Origin of the sequence: Rhodopirellula sp. JB055, assembly GCF_043100905.1 — a bacterium.
In the GTDB taxonomy this organism is placed as follows: Bacteria; Planctomycetota; Planctomycetia; order Pirellulales; family Pirellulaceae; genus Rhodopirellula.
Map to the genome: position 1 here is coordinate 1 of NZ_JBICHO010000596.1, position 15,431 is coordinate 15,431.

The following is a 15,431-nucleotide window of genomic DNA, read 5'->3' on the forward strand; positions in this document are numbered from 1 at the left end:
TTCCGATCTCACCTCAATGGCTTGCTCTGGCGTCACAAATGCCATGCGTTTTGCCAGTGCGGGGAAGGTTTTCTTCGCACTGGGCGTGCGTCCCATCCCGCCACCAACTGAAACGTTGTAGCCAATGATTTTGCCATCACGAACCACGGCCAGGAACCCAAGGTCCTGCGTGTAGATGTCGATGCAGTTGTCTTCCGGCAGGGCGATGCCAACCTTGAATTTTCGCGGCAAATAAGTTGGACCGTACAAGGGCTCATCAATGACGGGAGCGTTCGACGCCTCGGGTTCTCCACCACCGGCCAACGTCTTTTCGCCGCTGTCGGGATCCGTCAGCCATAGTTCATGGTAAGCCGGCGTCTGTGGTGCGAGTGCTTCGGTCAACTCGTCCGTGAAGGCATTGAGTTGGTCGTGGATCCCCCCCACACGTTTCGCAGGGCAGCACATGATGTTTCGGTTCACGTCGCCACAAGCAGCCAGCGTCGAAAGCTCGACCTCGTTGATGCGACGGATTGTCTCACGTAGGTCGCCTTTCAAAATGCCGTGCAACTGCAGCGTTTGACGGGTGGTGATCTTGAGGGTGGAATCCCCCAGTTCATCGCACATGTCCAGGTGAGCGACCAATTGAGCGGAACTCAAACGCCCCCCGGGGATCCGGCACCGGATCATCATCGCGTATGCTTTTCCGCCGCCCGTTTTCTTCCGTTCAGCTCGTTTGTCACGGTCGTCCTGTTGGTAGGTGCCGTGAAACTTCAGCAACTGAATGTTGGCATTGTCGAAGTGATCAACGGGATCCGCCAATTCTTGATCGATCGACCCTTTCAGGAAACGACTTTCTTGCTTGATTTTTTCGACCGGGCTGAGCTTGATTGGCTTCTCGGGCGCGGTGGTCGGTGCGGCATTCGTTTCGGAAGCGTCGGTAGACATCGAGTCAAAAATCCTGTGTGATTTGCGTCGGTCCGTGGACCGATGATTCGTACTCGGCTCTTTATACCGACAATTCCAATTTTTCACCACGTCGACCTTCGGTCGACTTCCGCCAAAACAAAGGTCCGGGGATGCCCGCAACGCGACTAGACGGCAAGAAAATTGCCGCACAAATTCGCAGCGAAGTCGCTGCTGACGTCGACACGTTTGTCTCAAACGGAAATCAGCCGCCCCAATTGGCCGCGATCCTGGTCGGCGAAGACCCCGCCAGCCAGGTTTACGTGCGGAACAAAGAGCGGGCCTGCGAAAAAGCCGGGATCGCGAGCCGATTGGACCGGATGCCTGCCGCGACCACGGAAGCCGAGTTGCTGGCCAAAGTCAGGGAATTGAACGCCGATCCAGCGGTCAGCGGTATTTTGGTCCAACTCCCGCTGCCGTCCCAGGACGCGGGAGGCACCGGAATCGACGAACGCGCCGTCTTGGATGCGATCGATCCAATCAAAGACGTCGATGCATTTTCGCCCGTCAACGTCGGACTGCTCATGCAGGGCCGCCCCCGATTTCTTCCCTGCACCCCGCACGGCATCATTCAACTGCTGCATCGAACAGGAATCGAAACCAGCGGAAAGCATGTCGTCGTCGTCGGACGCAGTGATATCGTTGGAAAACCGATGGCGATGATGCTGGCACAAAAAGACAGCACCTGCGGCCCCTCCGTCGCAAACGCGACCGTCACCATTGCTCACAGTCGCACAACCAATCTCAAAGAGACCTGTCGCCAGGCGGACATCCTGATCGCGGCGGTTGGGCGGCCCGAAATGATCCGGGGTGACATGATCCAACCAGGAGCCGTCGTCATTGACGTCGGGATCAACCGTGTGGGCGACAAACTAGTCGGCGACGTCGCTTTCGCCGAGGCAGAATCCGTGGCATCGGCGATCACTCCTGTCCCAGGCGGAGTCGGCCCACTCACGATTGCAATGTTGCTGCACAACACCCTGATGGCTGCGAAACTGCAAGCGGCTAAGTAGCGAACACCGCCCGTTGAAGGTCATGCCGTTTTGAAGCGCCGTGCTCGCAAGGTTGAAATCACCCTCCTGAACGAAGTTGGGAGGGGTCGCAAAGCGAGCACCCCTTACTGAAAAGCCACTTCGATCAACTTCACGCTGCTCAACGAGCTGCGGTGAGCGACTTGCCAGAGTTGAGGATGGATTCGTGGAACATCTGCAACTCTTGCTCGAGTTGTTGGTTGCTTCGATACAGCTTGACCAATCGCTGACGCGTTTCCTTGAGCTGAGTGGCCAACTTCTCGTTGTAGGTCTCCAGCGAAATCCGCTCGACTTCGGTTTGCTCGAAATCCTGCTCCAACTTCAGCTTCTCACCCTGAGCTGCGGCAGTCATTTTCACGGTCGCATCAATCGCCCGCTGAAGCACTTCGTTTTCGTACGTCAATTCTTGAGTTCGCGTGTTCAACTCCGCCAACCGCAGGCGAATGCGACGCAGAACAAAGCGATAATCGTTCAAGGGACGGATGTAATAGGTGTCGATCAAGCGAGCCACGCCTTCGTCGATCAACGCATCCGCCGCTTCCTCTTTGACGATCAACAGATCATCCTTCGAGAATTTGACTTTGCCGGTGTCGCCCTGTTGCAGGCGACTATCGACCGCACGTCCGCTGCCGTCGAAAAATCCACCATCGAGAGCACCGCGTTGATCGGGGCTATCCACGACGATCTCGTGATTCTTGACGAACTCGATTTTCACCCATTTGCTGAGTGGTTCATCATCGGGCAGCGATCGGGTGCCATCGCGGAGGTATTCGGCTCGTGATTGAGCTGAAATTTGATTGCCGAGCAGACGGCTGACCAACTCGTCGTCGATTCGGCCGAACACGTTGTTGTCATCCGGGACGCTCCCCTCTGCAATGAAAGGCTCATGCCCGTCAAGTGGAAGCAACTCGTAAACCGACCAACTGACCGCTTGACGACTTTCGATGGCCTGACGCTGCTGAGGCAACAAAGGAGCGGTGGGCAGTAAAGTGCCTTGATTCGGTGAAGCCGCCGTCACCCGATATTCGCCGAGGTAAAAGATCGGAACGGGAACGTTCAAATTCGGCTGCGGCCCCTCGGCGAATCCGTAAACGACCAAACCTTCGGGAATCAGCGGCAAAGGAGCCAATTCCGCTTCCTCTTCGCCGTCGTCCTCGGGTGGCAATCCATCAACGGGGACATCCTGTTGGGGGGCACTGAGAACAATTTGGCCGCCGTTGTTGAAATCAGCGTTGGTCAAACGCAATCCACGCCAACGCCGTCCAGCTTCAGTGCCGAGTTTGGCCAGTTTCTGCGCCATCGGCAGAACGCCCTCTCCCGACAGGGGGTCATTGGGATCGCCGTATCGCAATTCCAATTGCTCCGCTTCAACGGAGGCGAGCCTGGTCTCGAGTTCCTCTTTGACTTTGTGCCATTCGGAACGACTTTTGAGAGCGCCAGCGACGGGAAACACGAAAATCACGGCCAAAATCGTCGTGATGACGACCGGAGTGATCTGGTACCACTGCCAATGCGGCGCCGCCTTCCAGACCAAAATGGCCTGGGCGATCACGACAACGATCAAAACGAGAAGAAGTACGTACTGCATCAGAGCAATTGATTGAGAAGCGGCAGAACTACCAAAGCGGGATCCTTGGCCGTTAGCTTAATCCAGTCCAACGCCGGCTTGGAGAATTTTCATCAACTTTTCCGTTCCGGTCGCCCACAACGGTCCTCGCGACCGACCGATCGGTACAACCGGAACATCCCTCACGACGGGGCGCGGATTGAACGGGTTCGACCGGTTTGCACCGACTTGCCGGTCAAGCCAATCGACCAGATCGTCCGAAATGATCCTGTGAACACGTCGGCACCGACCGCGCGACGTGTGCCGAACAACCAGGTCTCGGAAGGCGATCGATCGTGACGATGCGAAAAACACTGTCCATTTGGCTACTAACCGGATCTGCCCTTTTGCCCGTCGCGTTGGGGTGCAACCGCACTCACTATCGCAAACAGGCGGACAACGAAGCCTATGCGTTGATGGATGAGAAGGCCTCGCACGTCTCGCGTCCCGTCAACGCGCCTCTGCGGATCGAACTGGATCGTCGCAGCCGAATGTACAACCCATTCGATCTCGACTTCCAACCGATGCCGCTGGATGACCCAGCCTCGAACCGTTACATGCAGTGTGTCGACGGTCGACGTGGCTATCCGATGTGGGAGGCCAACGGACTGACGAACACAACCGAAAGCCCTGACTGGTGGCAGTTCCTGCCGCTCAATGAAGACGGCATTCTCGAACTCAATTCTGAGAACGCGGTCAAAATCGCGTTGCTGCATTCGCCTGACTATCAACGTCAGATGGAACAACTGTATCTGTCTGCTCTGGATGTCTCGAGCCAACGGTTCCAGTTCGACACCCAGTACTTCGTGGGTGCCGGAGCCTCGTACGCCCAGAACGATCGACGTTACGGCGCCCTTCGAGATTCAGCTTCTGTCACTAGTGTTGGCGGCGACGCCGCCCTGAGTCGACAATTCGCGACAGGAGCCAACCTGTTGGTCAACTTCGCCAATGAAGTGGTTTGGAACCTGAGCGGCCCCGACACAGCAACAACATCGACCGTTCTTGACTTCACGTTGTTGCAACCATTGCTGCGAGGCGCCGGTCGCGATCGCATCATGGAATTGCTAACGCTATCAGAACGTCGTCTGCTGGCTAACGTTCGCAACTTTGAACGATTCCGTCGTGGGTTCTACTTGGAAATCGTCACTGGCCGCAACAACGACAGCAGTGTCAGTCGCTCCGGCGGTACCTTCTCGGCAAACACAGGTGCCTTCACCGGCTTCGATTCCGGCTTCGCCAACCTGAACAGCAGCGGGGGCGTCAGCGTGCCTCAAGCCGGCGGTTTCATCGGGTTGCTACAAGACCAACTGCAAATTCGCAACTTGGAAGAGAACATCGCTCGGTTGGGTGAGAACCTGGTCATTCTCGACAACACGCTCATCGAGTTATTGACCACCATTCCCGATGACCCCGAAGCCATCATCCGTCAACGATTGCAAATCGCGCAAGCTCGTTCCGCTCTGCTGAGTTCACAAAGTTCGCTTGTATCACGACGCGTGGGATACCAAAACTCGGTCGACTCGTTCCTCCGCGACCTCGGATTGCCACCTTACATCTGCGTGGAAATCAATGACCCGATGCTAGAACGCTTCGAGCTCATTGACCGCACCCTGCGAAGTCGTCGCGAAGAACTGATCGAAGTCCGCTTGGCCGTTGGCGAGATCAACATTGAGCTGCTGGAATCCAGCGAAACCACTGTGAACCAAGACACCGGCCAACCGGAAACCAAACTCAACTGGGATCCAACCACGATCAACCTGATCCGCCAACTTCGGTCCTCGATTGAACCGCTGTCGAAATTCACCGGTGACTTGATCGCAGAAGACCTGCCCCGAGTGGAAGCGGACCTCGAAAAATTGGCGGAACTGATTCCCGAACGTCGCACTCAAACCGATTCGCTCTTGGAACTGTATCGCGAAGAACAAGCCACCGTGTGCTCATTGCTCGGCATTGAAACGGTTGACGAGTCGATTTTCAACCTGGACCCCGTGCTGGAACTGGGGGAAGAACTGGCGATTCAGTTCAACGAAATCGCCAAACGCTTGCAAGACTATAAAACAGAGGTGGACCAACTCAACGACCAGATTGACGTCTTCCTGCAGACCGGTCCTCGATCCGACGACAGTGTCGAAATCGCGGCTCAAGTTCGCAACGAGGTGATTTTGACCAGCCAAGATTTGCTCGCCAACTTGGGTGAAGACGTCCTCGCACTGCAACTCATTCAAGCACGTGCTCGTGTTGAATCGCTCTTGCTGCCGGAAGTCGAAATCAAACCCGCCGAAGCCCTGCAAATCGCTCGTGTGAACCGTCGTGATTGGGCCAATGCACGTGCCGCCTTGGTCGACACCTATCGTCGGATCGAGTTCTTCGCTGATGATCTCGAAAGCGATTTGGATGTGGTCGTCTCAGGCGGTATCACCCGCTCCGCAGTGACAGACCTCCCCAATGACGACAACACCAGCCTGCGAGTTGGACTTCGTTGGGACGCCCCAATCACTCGACTTCAAGAACGCAACACGTACCGCCAAGCGTTGATCGAATACGAACAAGCCAAGCGGTCGTACTACAACTTTGAGGACAGCGTCTGGCAGGGTCTTCGAGCCAGCATTCGGCAACTCCAAGCCAACCGGATCAACTTTGAACTGGGCCGCCAATCCGTCCGAATCGCTGCCAACCAATTGGAACTCAACGAAGACATTCGCTCGTTCCGCGACGCCCGTGGGTTGAGCAGTGGACCAACCGCCGCCCGAGACACGATCTCGGCACTGGGTGACTTGCTCGATTCACAAAACTCATTGCTGAACATCTTTGTGAACTTCGAAGTCGTTCGTCGCGGTCTCGATTTGGACCTTGGAACCATGGAATTGACTCCCGACGGACTGTGGATTGACCCAGGTCCAATCGAGCCTGAATTCCTGCTTGGTCTGGTGGGCACATCCGAAGGCGGCCTGATCGATTGCGGCGTCACGACGTCCAACGCTCTGTGCCCCACACCAGATTGCGGCATGCCTTTGAAAGAACAACCCAAAGAACCCATCTTTGGATTCTGATCCAACGTCCTTTGGATCGAGATCGACATTCCTCGTGGTCATTGCAACCGACAACGGTTGCAATGACCACCGAGCGTCTATTTGAGCGGCCAGCTCACTGAACGGGTTTGCCAAACAGTTCGGGATACTTCTCAGCGAGCTGCTCTCGCAGTTTCGGCCGGGCCTTCAAGACCGATTTCATCTTGCGAGCCATCTTGGGATTGTCCATGCCGCCCATTTCATGGTCGGTCGGCATGATCTCGCTGTCCCAGCCGGCCAGCTCAGACGGACGCACGTTGTCACGGTAAAACGCACCGGTCGTGAACGGTGTCGGAACGAATGCCCCCACCACGCTCATGTCCAATTCGGGTTCGATTTGGTCTTCCATCCCAATCGCCCACAAACACGCGTTGGCAAAACAACGACGCGTGTCTTCATCGAGCAAGTCTTCCGACGCGCCGAATGAGAAATAGGCCACGCGTGCTTCTTTCTTAGCACCTGATGGTGCCACGTAGTGATCGCGAGTCCAACCTGCGGATACCTTCGGCTTGTCCGTGTTGACGTCGTCGCTAGGTTCAAACGTGTTCAAGACTTGAACTTCCACCAAAGGTGTCGCATCCGTCGGTGGTTGCGACTTGTACGCGCCGCTGTAACCGTGAATCGTGTCAACACCGGTCATGATCGGATGCGACTTGGCTGAATCCAACGCCGTGATCCGACTGCTTGAACTGTGGTTGCCACCGTAATGACTTTGCCCACGCTGTGCATGCCATGTGTTGCCAAATATTTGCTCTCCTAAACCACCCAGATAATCGTCGCCAGCGTAGTTGAAGTTCAGCTTCGACCACTTGCCCTCCTGTCCATTGAAGCAGTGTGTTGATGTCCGAGCACCAACGACCGGACCACCTCGTTCAAAGTAGTCCACCAACAGATCGACTTGGTCGTCGGGGAGCTTCATGAAACGAGTGAAGAAGAACAACAAGTCCGCGTCCTTGAGAGCTTCCATCCCTGGCACGGGAGCGCCGCCCGCTTTGATCTCGCCGTCTTCATCGATTCCAAACAAGACGGTGCAGCGAAACCCATGATGCTTCGCCAGAATTTTCGCAAGCGTTGGACAGGCTTGCTCGGATCGATACTCGTGGTCATTGGCAATGAACACGATGTGCTTGCCTTTGCCGATTCCTTCTTCGCCTTCATAGACCAGCGGCGAGTAATCGGTTTCCGCAGCAAAACTGGTGAGCGGGAACGCAACAAGAGACAATAAAGCTAGAGAGAACCAAGTCTTCATAGATTTCAGTGGGAGATCGAGGAGGGATGATTGGGAGGTGTCGCGCATCAACACAAGGCCGATCTGTTGGCAGAATCAAACCTTTATGCCGCGGCCGACACACGACCGTTGAATTTAGTCCATCTTCCCGTTGTTCGCGCGATCATCCGCTCTGCTTTCTTCCAAAACAAATCGACATCGGAAATTCCATGTCGCAATTCCATCGACTTCCGTCGCAGTCGCTTGTTCCCGTCCCTCGCGCCCAACAGATCAACCACCAACACGCTTGATCTGGCTTGGAGTCCCTCTCTCTATAAAAAACTGGTTCCAACAGCCTGGCAGGGCATTCGCCTTCTATAGACGCCAGGGCGGGCTGAACGATTGATGGAGGCGAAAACGCTCCTCAATTCGTGGTCTTCCGTCGTTGGCTCGCCCCAAATGACTGGTACCTGCCCCGACGGACGCGAGTACAATGCGGCGTCAGATTTCCCCCATCGTCCTCCCAACCCATCCATGTCATGACGTTGAATCCCACGCGAGCGACCAGTCGACTTCACAGGCTTCCACAGCGTTTCCTGTTCGCTTCCCTCCTGTTTGTTCCTTGTCTATTGGCTTCACCGGCAATCTCGCAAGCCGCTGAAAACGATCGCCCCAACGTGGTGATCGTGATGGCGGATGACCTTGGGTACGGTGACATCGGTTGCTACGGGGCCAAAGGTCTGGAAACTCCGAACATTGACCGCATGGCTTCCGAAGGTTGCCGTTTCACCAGCGGTTACTGCTCAGCATCAACCTGCACCCCGACCCGATATTCGTTCCTGACTGGCACCTACGCATTCCGTTTTCCCAATACCGGCATCGCTCCACCGAACAGCCCCGCGTTGATTCCCGCCGGAACCACAACAACGGCCAGCATTCTGAAAGACGCTGGCTACAAGACCGCCGTCATCGGCAAGTGGCACCTTGGCCTGGGCGAAAAGAACGAAGGTCCAGACTGGAACGGTGACCTGAAACCTGGGCCGTTGGAAATCGGCTTCGATCACTGCATTTTGCTGCCCACCACGAACGACCGCGTCCCGCAGGTTTACGTCAACGATCACAACGTCGAAAACCTGGATCCGACGGATCCACTTTGGGTCGGCAAAAAAAAGCCATCCGAAGATCACCCCACCGGGATCACCCACCGCGACACATTGAAGATGGATTGGTCTCACGGTCACAACTCCACCATTCACAATGGCATCAGCCGAATTGGGTTCTACACGGGAGGTCACGCCGCTCGGTTCCGCGACGAAGACCTGTCTGATCGCTGGGTTGCAGAATCCAAACGCTGGATTGCTGAAAACAAAGACGAACCGTTCTTCCTTTTCTTTGCTTCGCATGACTTGCACGTGCCTCGTGTCGTCCATGAGCGATTTCAAGGCAGCACCGAACTGGGACCACGCGGCGACGCCATCGCGGAACTGGATTGGTGCGTTGGCGAATTGATGAAGTCGCTTGAAGAAAACGGACTGACCGAGAAAACCATGTTGGTCTTTTGCAGCGACAACGGGCCTGTTCTGGACGACGGTTACAAAGACGATGCCAACGAAAAACTTGGTGACCACGATCCCAATGGCCCCTACCAAGGCGGCAAGTACACGGTTTACGAGGGCGGAACGCGAACACCATTCATCACCCGGATGCCCGGCACGATTCCCGTCGGAGTCAACGACGAAATGGTTTGTACCATCGACTTTGCCGCCAGTCTCGCGGCAATGGTTGGACAAGACCTTCCTGACGACGCTTGTCTGGACAGCCAGAACGTGCTGGGAGCGTTGATGAACCAGTCTGGTGCCTCCGGTCGTGAACACTTGGTCCAACAAGACAACGGAAAAGTCGGCAACTACGGCTACCGCGTCGGCGATTGGAAACTCGTTCGCCACGACCAAAAGAAGTCTTACAATTTCGATCTGTCGATGACACGAAAAGCAGTTCCCCAATTCGCTCTTTACAACCTTGAATCGGATCCTGCCGAACAGAACGACCTGAGTGACAGCGAACCCGAACGAGCACAGCAAATGCAACAGGAACTGCAAAAGCTCCTCGACACCGGCCGCAGCCGCTAAGCAGCAACCGCCAGTTGCTTGAGTCGTGAACGACGCATCTACGCCTGTAGGATGAGCACTCTTGCCCGTCGGAGTGGAAACCCAAAGCTTGATCGAGGCACGACCTCGAATCTCTCACTCACCCTTCGCGTTTCCACAAAAACATCAAAAAAGCCGCTCACTGGAATCATCCGGTGAGCGGCTTTCTTTGTGGCTTCAACTCAATCGCGTTGGCAAGTCATGCTGTGGCGAGCTTCGACTCTTCGCTTGCAATCATTTGTCGAAGGATCGCATCGAGCGAAACGCGAATGTCCCAGTCGGGGTAATCGCGTCGCAGTTTGCTGAGATCGCTGATGTAGCAAATGTGGTCGCCTTTGCGATTGTCATCGCCCAGCGTCCAATTGACTTTGTGGCCGGAGAGTTCTTCGATCTTTTGAATGCACTCCAAAACGCTGGCCGCGTTTTCGCGTCCACCGCCGATGTTGTAGACCTCGCCCGGACGCGGGTTCTTGGAGAATGCCTCAAAGGCTTTGACCACGTCGCTGCATTCGATTTGGTCGCGAACTTGTTTGCCTTTGTAACCAAAGATCGTGTAAGGTTTGCCCGTCACGGCGACATGAACGAGGTAACTCAAAAAGCCGTGCAACTCGACGCCGCTGTGGCTGGCACCGGTCAAACATCCGCCACGAAAGATGCCCGTTTTCAGACCGAAGTACTTGCCATACTCCTGAGCCAAAACATCGGCCGCCGTTTTGGATGCACCGAACAGCGAGTGCATGGTTTGGTCGATGCGGCATGATTCGCTGATGCCGTCGTAGTCTTCTTTGCGAGCGTATTCCCAGCGGGTTTCCAATTCGTCCAGCGGCAACTCGTTGGGTGCGTCCCCGTAAACCTTGTTCGTGCTCATGTGGCAGAACACGGCGTCGGGTGCATGCTGGCGAGTTCCCTCCAGCAGATTCAATGTGCCGTTGGCGTTGACTTCGAAATCCAGAAACGGAATCGCAGCCGCTTTGTCGTGGGATGGTTGAGCCGCACAGTGGATCACCAAATCCGGTGGTTCGTTCTTGAACAGGTCCAACACGCCTTCGCGATCACGGATGTCCAGCGACACGGTTCGGAAGTGGTTCGTTTCCTTTTCCAGTCGCGACTGGTTCCACTTGGTGCTGCCATCTGGGCCGAAAAAGGTGGCGCGCATGTCGTTGTCGATGCCGATGACTTCGTCACCCAGGGCGTCCCAATGCCGCACCGCGGCCGAGCCGATTAACCCACTGGAACCTGTCACAATCACACGCATAGCACGTCAAACCTACCTAAAAACCACCATCAAACCAAACCGGCCGTCCGATTGTAATTCGCAATCGAAACGCAAAAACCGCCAGGATTTTTTTTCAGTCTCCCGGCGCTCTGGCGAGGCCCCCCGTTTCGGGGCAGCAACCGGAGGCACGATTTGATTCCCATCGGCTCGATTCAGGCCGCCTGTTTCACGATGCTTGGCGCAGCGACGGGAGCGTGCGGGCGGATCATCCGAGTCATCTCCAAAATCTCCTCAATCGCCAGGGCTTGCTCCGCTGCCGTTTGAGTCAGATCCAGAAAGAGCATGCGTTTGCCGCGAATTTCGCACCAAGTACTGCCAGCCCCCTCCAATGGTTCGCCGCGAATTTCAAATCCATTTTGGCGGGCGATGCGGGTCATCCGTTTCAGACGATCCAGCACGTTCTCTTCATCAAACTGATTCATTTCGAAGCCTTTGCACTCGCTGGAGACGGGCTTTTCGCCTGCGTGATTCAGGGCGAACAAGTGACCGGGGCAAACAAGCCGTGGAGGGTAAGGTTTGCGGGCCGAATAGCAGGGATTTATCAACCGTGCGGGTTGTTCCGATAGATCAAACAGCCACTCCCTTCCTGCTTGGATTCCAATTCAGCTATGTCGCAACAAGCTTCTGCCGCCGCTTCGACTCACGCCGCTCCTGAATCCTCATCCAATGAGCACACTGCCAACGAGCTGACGGTGCTTCGGGAGCAAGTGAAGCGTCTGCAGGGGATGGCGACACTGGGCGAGCTGACCGGCACCGCGACGCACGAATTCAACAACGTGCTGATGACGGTCATCAACTATGCCAAGCTGGGACTGCGAAACGAAGACAAAGCCAGCCGCGACAAAGCACTGACGAAAATTTTAGAAGCGTCCGAGCGAGCTGCACAAATCACCAACACGATCCTGGCCCAAGCCCGCAATCGCAGCGACACGATGGGACCGGTTGATCTGAGCGGCCTGGTTCGCGAAACATTGGTGCTGATGCAACGCGAAATGCAGAAATACCGAATCAGCGTCGAGACCGACTTGGCGGACACGGCCACCGTTCACGCCAGCGGCAATCAAATTCAACGTTTGCTGCTGAACCTGCTGACCAATTCCCGACAAGCGATCGGCGAATGTGGCACGCTATGGATTCGAGTCGCAACGTGTGAATCCGGAACGGACGGACCGGGCCACGTTGAACTGACCGTTCGCGACTCAGGCAAAGGGATCCCCGAGGACGTCTTGCCCAAGATCTTCGATCCATACTTCTCCACCAAAGCCGGCCCTGACGAAACGGGCAAAGGCGGCACCGGACTGGGTTTGGCGGCCTGCAAAGACATCATCGATGAACACAAAGGACGCGTGCGAGTCGAAAGCTCGGTCGGTCGCGGCACCGCGTTCATCATCCGCTTGCCTATCAGCCCATCCCAACGAGCCGCTGCCTGAGGATTGTAGGCCATGTTCCACATGGCATTCACGCCGATGCTTGGGAACAAACCGAGGCGTGCTCCTCTTCATCCGTGACCGAATCCGTCGGTGCAATGGATCGCATACAATGACAAGTCGTCATTCGTTTCCGCGAACCAACTCCCGCAAATATGCCCGGTCCACTCACTGAAGCCCAGATTGCCGATTACGACAGCCAAGGTTTCTTGTTGGCTTCGTCATTGTTCGATGCTGATGAGATCGAACTGCTGCGTCGCTCGGCCAAAGAAGACAAACGCTTGGACGACCACGCGTTTGGTCGCGATGACGGCGAAGGCGGCACAGTTCGCTTGTCCGTTTGGAACCATCCCGGCAACGGCATCTACGGAGCATTCGCACGCTGCAATCGATTGGTCCAAAGGGCCGAGCAACTGTTGCGTGACGAACCGTATCATTACCACTCCAAAATGATCATGAAGGACGCGCGAGTCGGTGGCGCGTGGGCGTGGCATCAAGATTACGGCTACTGGTACGGCAACGGTGTTCTAACGCCGAATCTGGTCAGTTGTTTCATTGCCGTCGATCCGGCGACGCGCGAAAACGGATGCCTGCAAGTGATCCGAGGCTCCCATGCTTGCGGACGCGTTCACCATCAACTGACCGGCCAACAAGCCGGTGCTGATCCGGAACGTGTGGCTGAAATCTTGAAACGGTTCGAGCTCGTTCATGTTGAAATGAATCCTGGCGATGTGCTCCTTTTTCATTCCAATCTGTTGCATCGTAGCGATCAAAATCACAGCGAGAATCCGCGTTGGTCGATGATTTGTTGCTACAACGCCAAGTCCAATGATCCCTACAAGGAATCGCATCACCCCCGCTACACGCCACTGGATCGCTTGCCAGATTCTGCGGTGCGTGAAATTGGCGGGCAGCGATTCGAAGACACGGACGTCCGCCAAAACGATTCGCAAGGTCAGCCCATGGCGTGGCTGGATCCGAATCGAGACGCCAGCGCGACCTCATTGAAAGCAACATCAAAGGACGCGGACAATTGACGCATGGTGAAAGCGACGCGGCTGACTTGAGCATCGATCCCATCATGCCCAAAAATCGCAATGTGCCCATTGGGTGCATCGGTGCCGGCTTCATCATGGATGACTGCCATTTGGTGGCGTACCGAGCGGCAGGCTTTCATCCCGTCGCGATCGCTTCGCGACGAAGAGAACAAGCCGACAAGGTGGCAGAGCGGCATGGAATCACCCACGTCTTTGACAACCCAAGCGAACTCTTGGCGGACACTTCCATCGAAGTCGTTGACATCGCGGTCCCGCCCGACAACCAGCTCGAGATCATTCGTGAAGTGGTTCGGCATCCACATATCCGTGGCATTTTGGTTCAAAAACCCATCGCGGGCTGTTTTGCCGAGGCGAAGCAAATTGTCGATCTCTGCCGCGACGCGGGTATCACGCTTTGTGTCAATCAAAACATGCGCTACGACCAGTCGGTTCGGGCGTGCAAGACACTGCTGGATCAAGGCCACCTCGGCGAGCCTGTTTTAGCGACCGTTGACATGCGAGCGATCCCACACTGGATGCCTTGGCAACAACGACAAGGCTGGATGACGTGCCGGATCATGTCGATCCATCACCTGGATGCGATGCGGTACTGGTTCGGTGATCCGGTTCGCATCTTTGCTAGTTTCCGGACCGATCCGCGGACGACGTTCCCGCACGTGGACGGCATCGGACTGTACATCCTGGAATACGCCAACGGTTTGCGTTGTCAAATTTGCGATGACGTCTGGGCAGGACCAGCTCGCGAAGGGGCGGCCGAAGACCTAGGGATCACGTGGCGAGTCGAGGGCACCAAGGGAATGGCTCGCGGAACCATCGGTTGGCCCAAGTACCCTCTTCGCAACCCCAGCACAATCGACTGGACCACGACGGACATCGGCCGATGGGAACAACCACGCTGGGACCAAGTCTGGTTCCCCGACGCGTTCGCCGGACCGATGGCAGAACTGCTGGTTGCGTTGGAAACGGGCGTCGAACCCAACCTCAGCGGTCGAGACAACCTGCGCACGATGGCTTTGGTCGACGCCTGTTACGAATCAGCAGAAACCCACCGCGCAATCGAGCTCCCAACAACGTTGTAGAATTCATCCACCACGAACTCACATCAATTTGATGGCGGCAATTTCGCGAGACCGTCTGTTGGGAGGATCCAGAGCCAACGCTGCAGGTAAACTTCCGCCTGCATTGGCCCGTACTCCGCGTCTTCATCCATGAATTCTTGTTCGGTGGGAGGATCGACAGGAGTCGCCGCAGTTACTGAGTCGGGTTCGAATCCCCAGAGCACCAATTCGTCTTGATCGACCTTCAGCCCGAATGGCCGATCTCCCAGGGGCGTGAGGTTTCCGATTGCGAGGTGACCGTTGTCTTCGAGCGCATTCAGCAAGTTTGGGGCAGCGTCGTGGATCTCCTGAATGGTGTTTGGCCAGCGGCCTTCTTTGTGCTGAAACAATCGAGCCAGGATGGCTGTTTTGGCGAGACGCACTTGCATGGGGGATCGAATGAACGCCTGACCAATTGAAACGACACTCGGCATTGTCTTCTCGGTCACCTGACTATCCAGTTTCTGCAACCAATTCCTGGATTGAAAAGAAGCTTGCACCGAAGTTTCCAGACTCTCGATCTCCTCGAAAAAGGTGGTCAAATCATCGGTGGGAACAAGCTCCAGCCGGTC

At 55.9% G+C, this 15,431-nt stretch carries 10 protein-coding genes and 2 pseudogenes; 6 read left to right on the forward strand and 6 right to left on the reverse strand.

Annotated features, from left to right (window positions below; all coding sequences use genetic code 11):
- Positions 1 to 924: pseudogene (locus ACF8AM_RS23350) on the reverse strand (NADPH-dependent assimilatory sulfite reductase hemoprotein subunit); the annotation flags it as partial.
- Between the two features lie 131 nt (positions 925 to 1,055).
- Between ACF8AM_RS23350 and folD the strand changes: the two are divergent.
- Positions 1,056 to 1,955: a bifunctional methylenetetrahydrofolate dehydrogenase/methenyltetrahydrofolate cyclohydrolase FolD gene (gene folD, locus ACF8AM_RS23355; RefSeq protein ID WP_392557963.1), complete on the forward strand. Its 900-nt coding sequence runs from the start codon at positions 1,056 to 1,058 to the stop codon at positions 1,953 to 1,955.
- Between the two features lie 139 nt (positions 1,956 to 2,094).
- On the opposite strand, the gene ACF8AM_RS23360 is transcribed toward folD, so the two are convergent.
- A complete protein-coding gene (locus ACF8AM_RS23360; protein WP_392557964.1) occupies positions 2,095 to 3,561 on the reverse strand; it encodes a hypothetical protein in 1,467 nt (488 codons plus the stop codon).
- A 320-nt stretch (positions 3,562 to 3,881) separates the two neighbouring features.
- Here ACF8AM_RS23360 and ACF8AM_RS23365 point away from each other — a divergent pair, with 320 nt between their 5' ends.
- A complete protein-coding gene (locus ACF8AM_RS23365; protein ID WP_392557965.1) occupies positions 3,882 to 6,629 on the forward strand; it encodes a hypothetical protein in 2,748 nt (915 codons plus the stop codon).
- A 94-nt stretch (positions 6,630 to 6,723) separates the two neighbouring features.
- Here ACF8AM_RS23365 and ACF8AM_RS23370 read toward each other — a convergent pair whose 3' ends face one another.
- A complete protein-coding gene (locus tag ACF8AM_RS23370) occupies positions 6,724 to 7,896 on the reverse strand; it encodes a hypothetical protein (protein WP_392557966.1) in 1,173 nt (390 codons plus the stop codon).
- Positions 7,897 to 8,393: 497 nt separating this feature from the next.
- On the opposite strand from ACF8AM_RS23370, the gene ACF8AM_RS23375 reads away from it, so the two are divergent.
- Entirely contained in the window at positions 8,394 to 9,983 is a 1,590-nt protein-coding gene (locus ACF8AM_RS23375; protein ID WP_392557967.1) for an arylsulfatase, read from the forward strand.
- 217 nt (positions 9,984 to 10,200) lie between these two features.
- On the opposite strand, the gene ACF8AM_RS23380 is transcribed toward ACF8AM_RS23375, so the two are convergent.
- Together ACF8AM_RS23380 and ACF8AM_RS23385 are read right to left on the reverse strand one after the other, a co-directional pair.
- A complete protein-coding gene (locus tag ACF8AM_RS23380) occupies positions 10,201 to 11,256 on the reverse strand; it encodes an NAD-dependent epimerase/dehydratase family protein (protein ID WP_392557968.1) in 1,056 nt (351 codons plus the stop codon).
- Positions 11,257 to 11,429: 173 nt separating this feature from the next.
- Positions 11,430 to 11,699, reverse strand: coding sequence for a hypothetical protein (locus tag ACF8AM_RS23385; protein ID WP_392557969.1), 270 nt, complete (start codon positions 11,697 to 11,699; stop codon positions 11,430 to 11,432).
- A 186-nt stretch (positions 11,700 to 11,885) separates the two neighbouring features.
- Between ACF8AM_RS23385 and ACF8AM_RS23390 the strand changes: the two genes are divergently transcribed.
- From ACF8AM_RS23390 to ACF8AM_RS23400, 3 genes are all read left to right on the forward strand, one after another.
- Positions 11,886 to 12,707, forward strand: coding sequence for a sensor histidine kinase (locus tag ACF8AM_RS23390; protein ID WP_392557970.1), 822 nt, complete (start codon positions 11,886 to 11,888; stop codon positions 12,705 to 12,707).
- A gap of 152 nt (positions 12,708 to 12,859) precedes the next feature.
- The gene (locus ACF8AM_RS23395; protein ID WP_392557971.1) at positions 12,860 to 13,741 is read left to right on the forward strand and encodes a phytanoyl-CoA dioxygenase family protein; all 882 of its coding nucleotides are present in this window, start codon (positions 12,860 to 12,862) and stop codon (positions 13,739 to 13,741) included.
- Complete coding sequence (locus ACF8AM_RS23400) at positions 13,738 to 14,841, forward strand: Gfo/Idh/MocA family protein (RefSeq protein WP_392557972.1); 1,104 nt, start codon at positions 13,738 to 13,740, stop codon at positions 14,839 to 14,841. The genes ACF8AM_RS23395 and ACF8AM_RS23400 overlap by 4 nt, the downstream gene beginning before the upstream one ends.
- Before the next feature lie 23 nt (positions 14,842 to 14,864).
- On the opposite strand, the pseudogene ACF8AM_RS23405 reads toward ACF8AM_RS23400, so the two are convergent.
- Positions 14,865 to 15,431 (reverse strand): annotated as a pseudogene (locus ACF8AM_RS23405) (hypothetical protein); the annotation flags it as partial.

What these genes read in the sequence shown, in the direction of transcription:
- ACF8AM_RS23375 (WP_392557967.1), top strand. Translation starts at nt 8,394, where the DNA reads ATGACGTTGAATCCCACGCGAGCGACCAGTCGACTTCACAGGCTTCCA.
- ACF8AM_RS23385 (WP_392557969.1), bottom strand. Translation starts at nt 11,699, where the DNA reads ATGAATCAGTTTGATGAAGAGAACGTGCTGGATCGTCTGAAACGGATG.
- ACF8AM_RS23380 (WP_392557968.1), bottom strand. Translation starts at nt 11,256, where the DNA reads ATGCGTGTGATTGTGACAGGTTCCAGTGGGTTAATCGGCTCGGCCGCG.
- ACF8AM_RS23360 (WP_392557964.1), bottom strand. Translation starts at nt 3,561, where the DNA reads ATGCAGTACGTACTTCTTCTCGTTTTGATCGTTGTCGTGATCGCCCAG.
- ACF8AM_RS23390 (WP_392557970.1), top strand. Translation starts at nt 11,886, where the DNA reads ATGTCGCAACAAGCTTCTGCCGCCGCTTCGACTCACGCCGCTCCTGAA.
- ACF8AM_RS23370 (WP_392557966.1), bottom strand. Translation starts at nt 7,896, where the DNA reads ATGAAGACTTGGTTCTCTCTAGCTTTATTGTCTCTTGTTGCGTTCCCG.
- ACF8AM_RS23365 (WP_392557965.1), top strand. Translation starts at nt 3,882, where the DNA reads ATGCGAAAAACACTGTCCATTTGGCTACTAACCGGATCTGCCCTTTTG.
- folD (WP_392557963.1), top strand. Translation starts at nt 1,056, where the DNA reads ATGCCCGCAACGCGACTAGACGGCAAGAAAATTGCCGCACAAATTCGC.
- ACF8AM_RS23395 (WP_392557971.1), top strand. Translation starts at nt 12,860, where the DNA reads ATGCCCGGTCCACTCACTGAAGCCCAGATTGCCGATTACGACAGCCAA.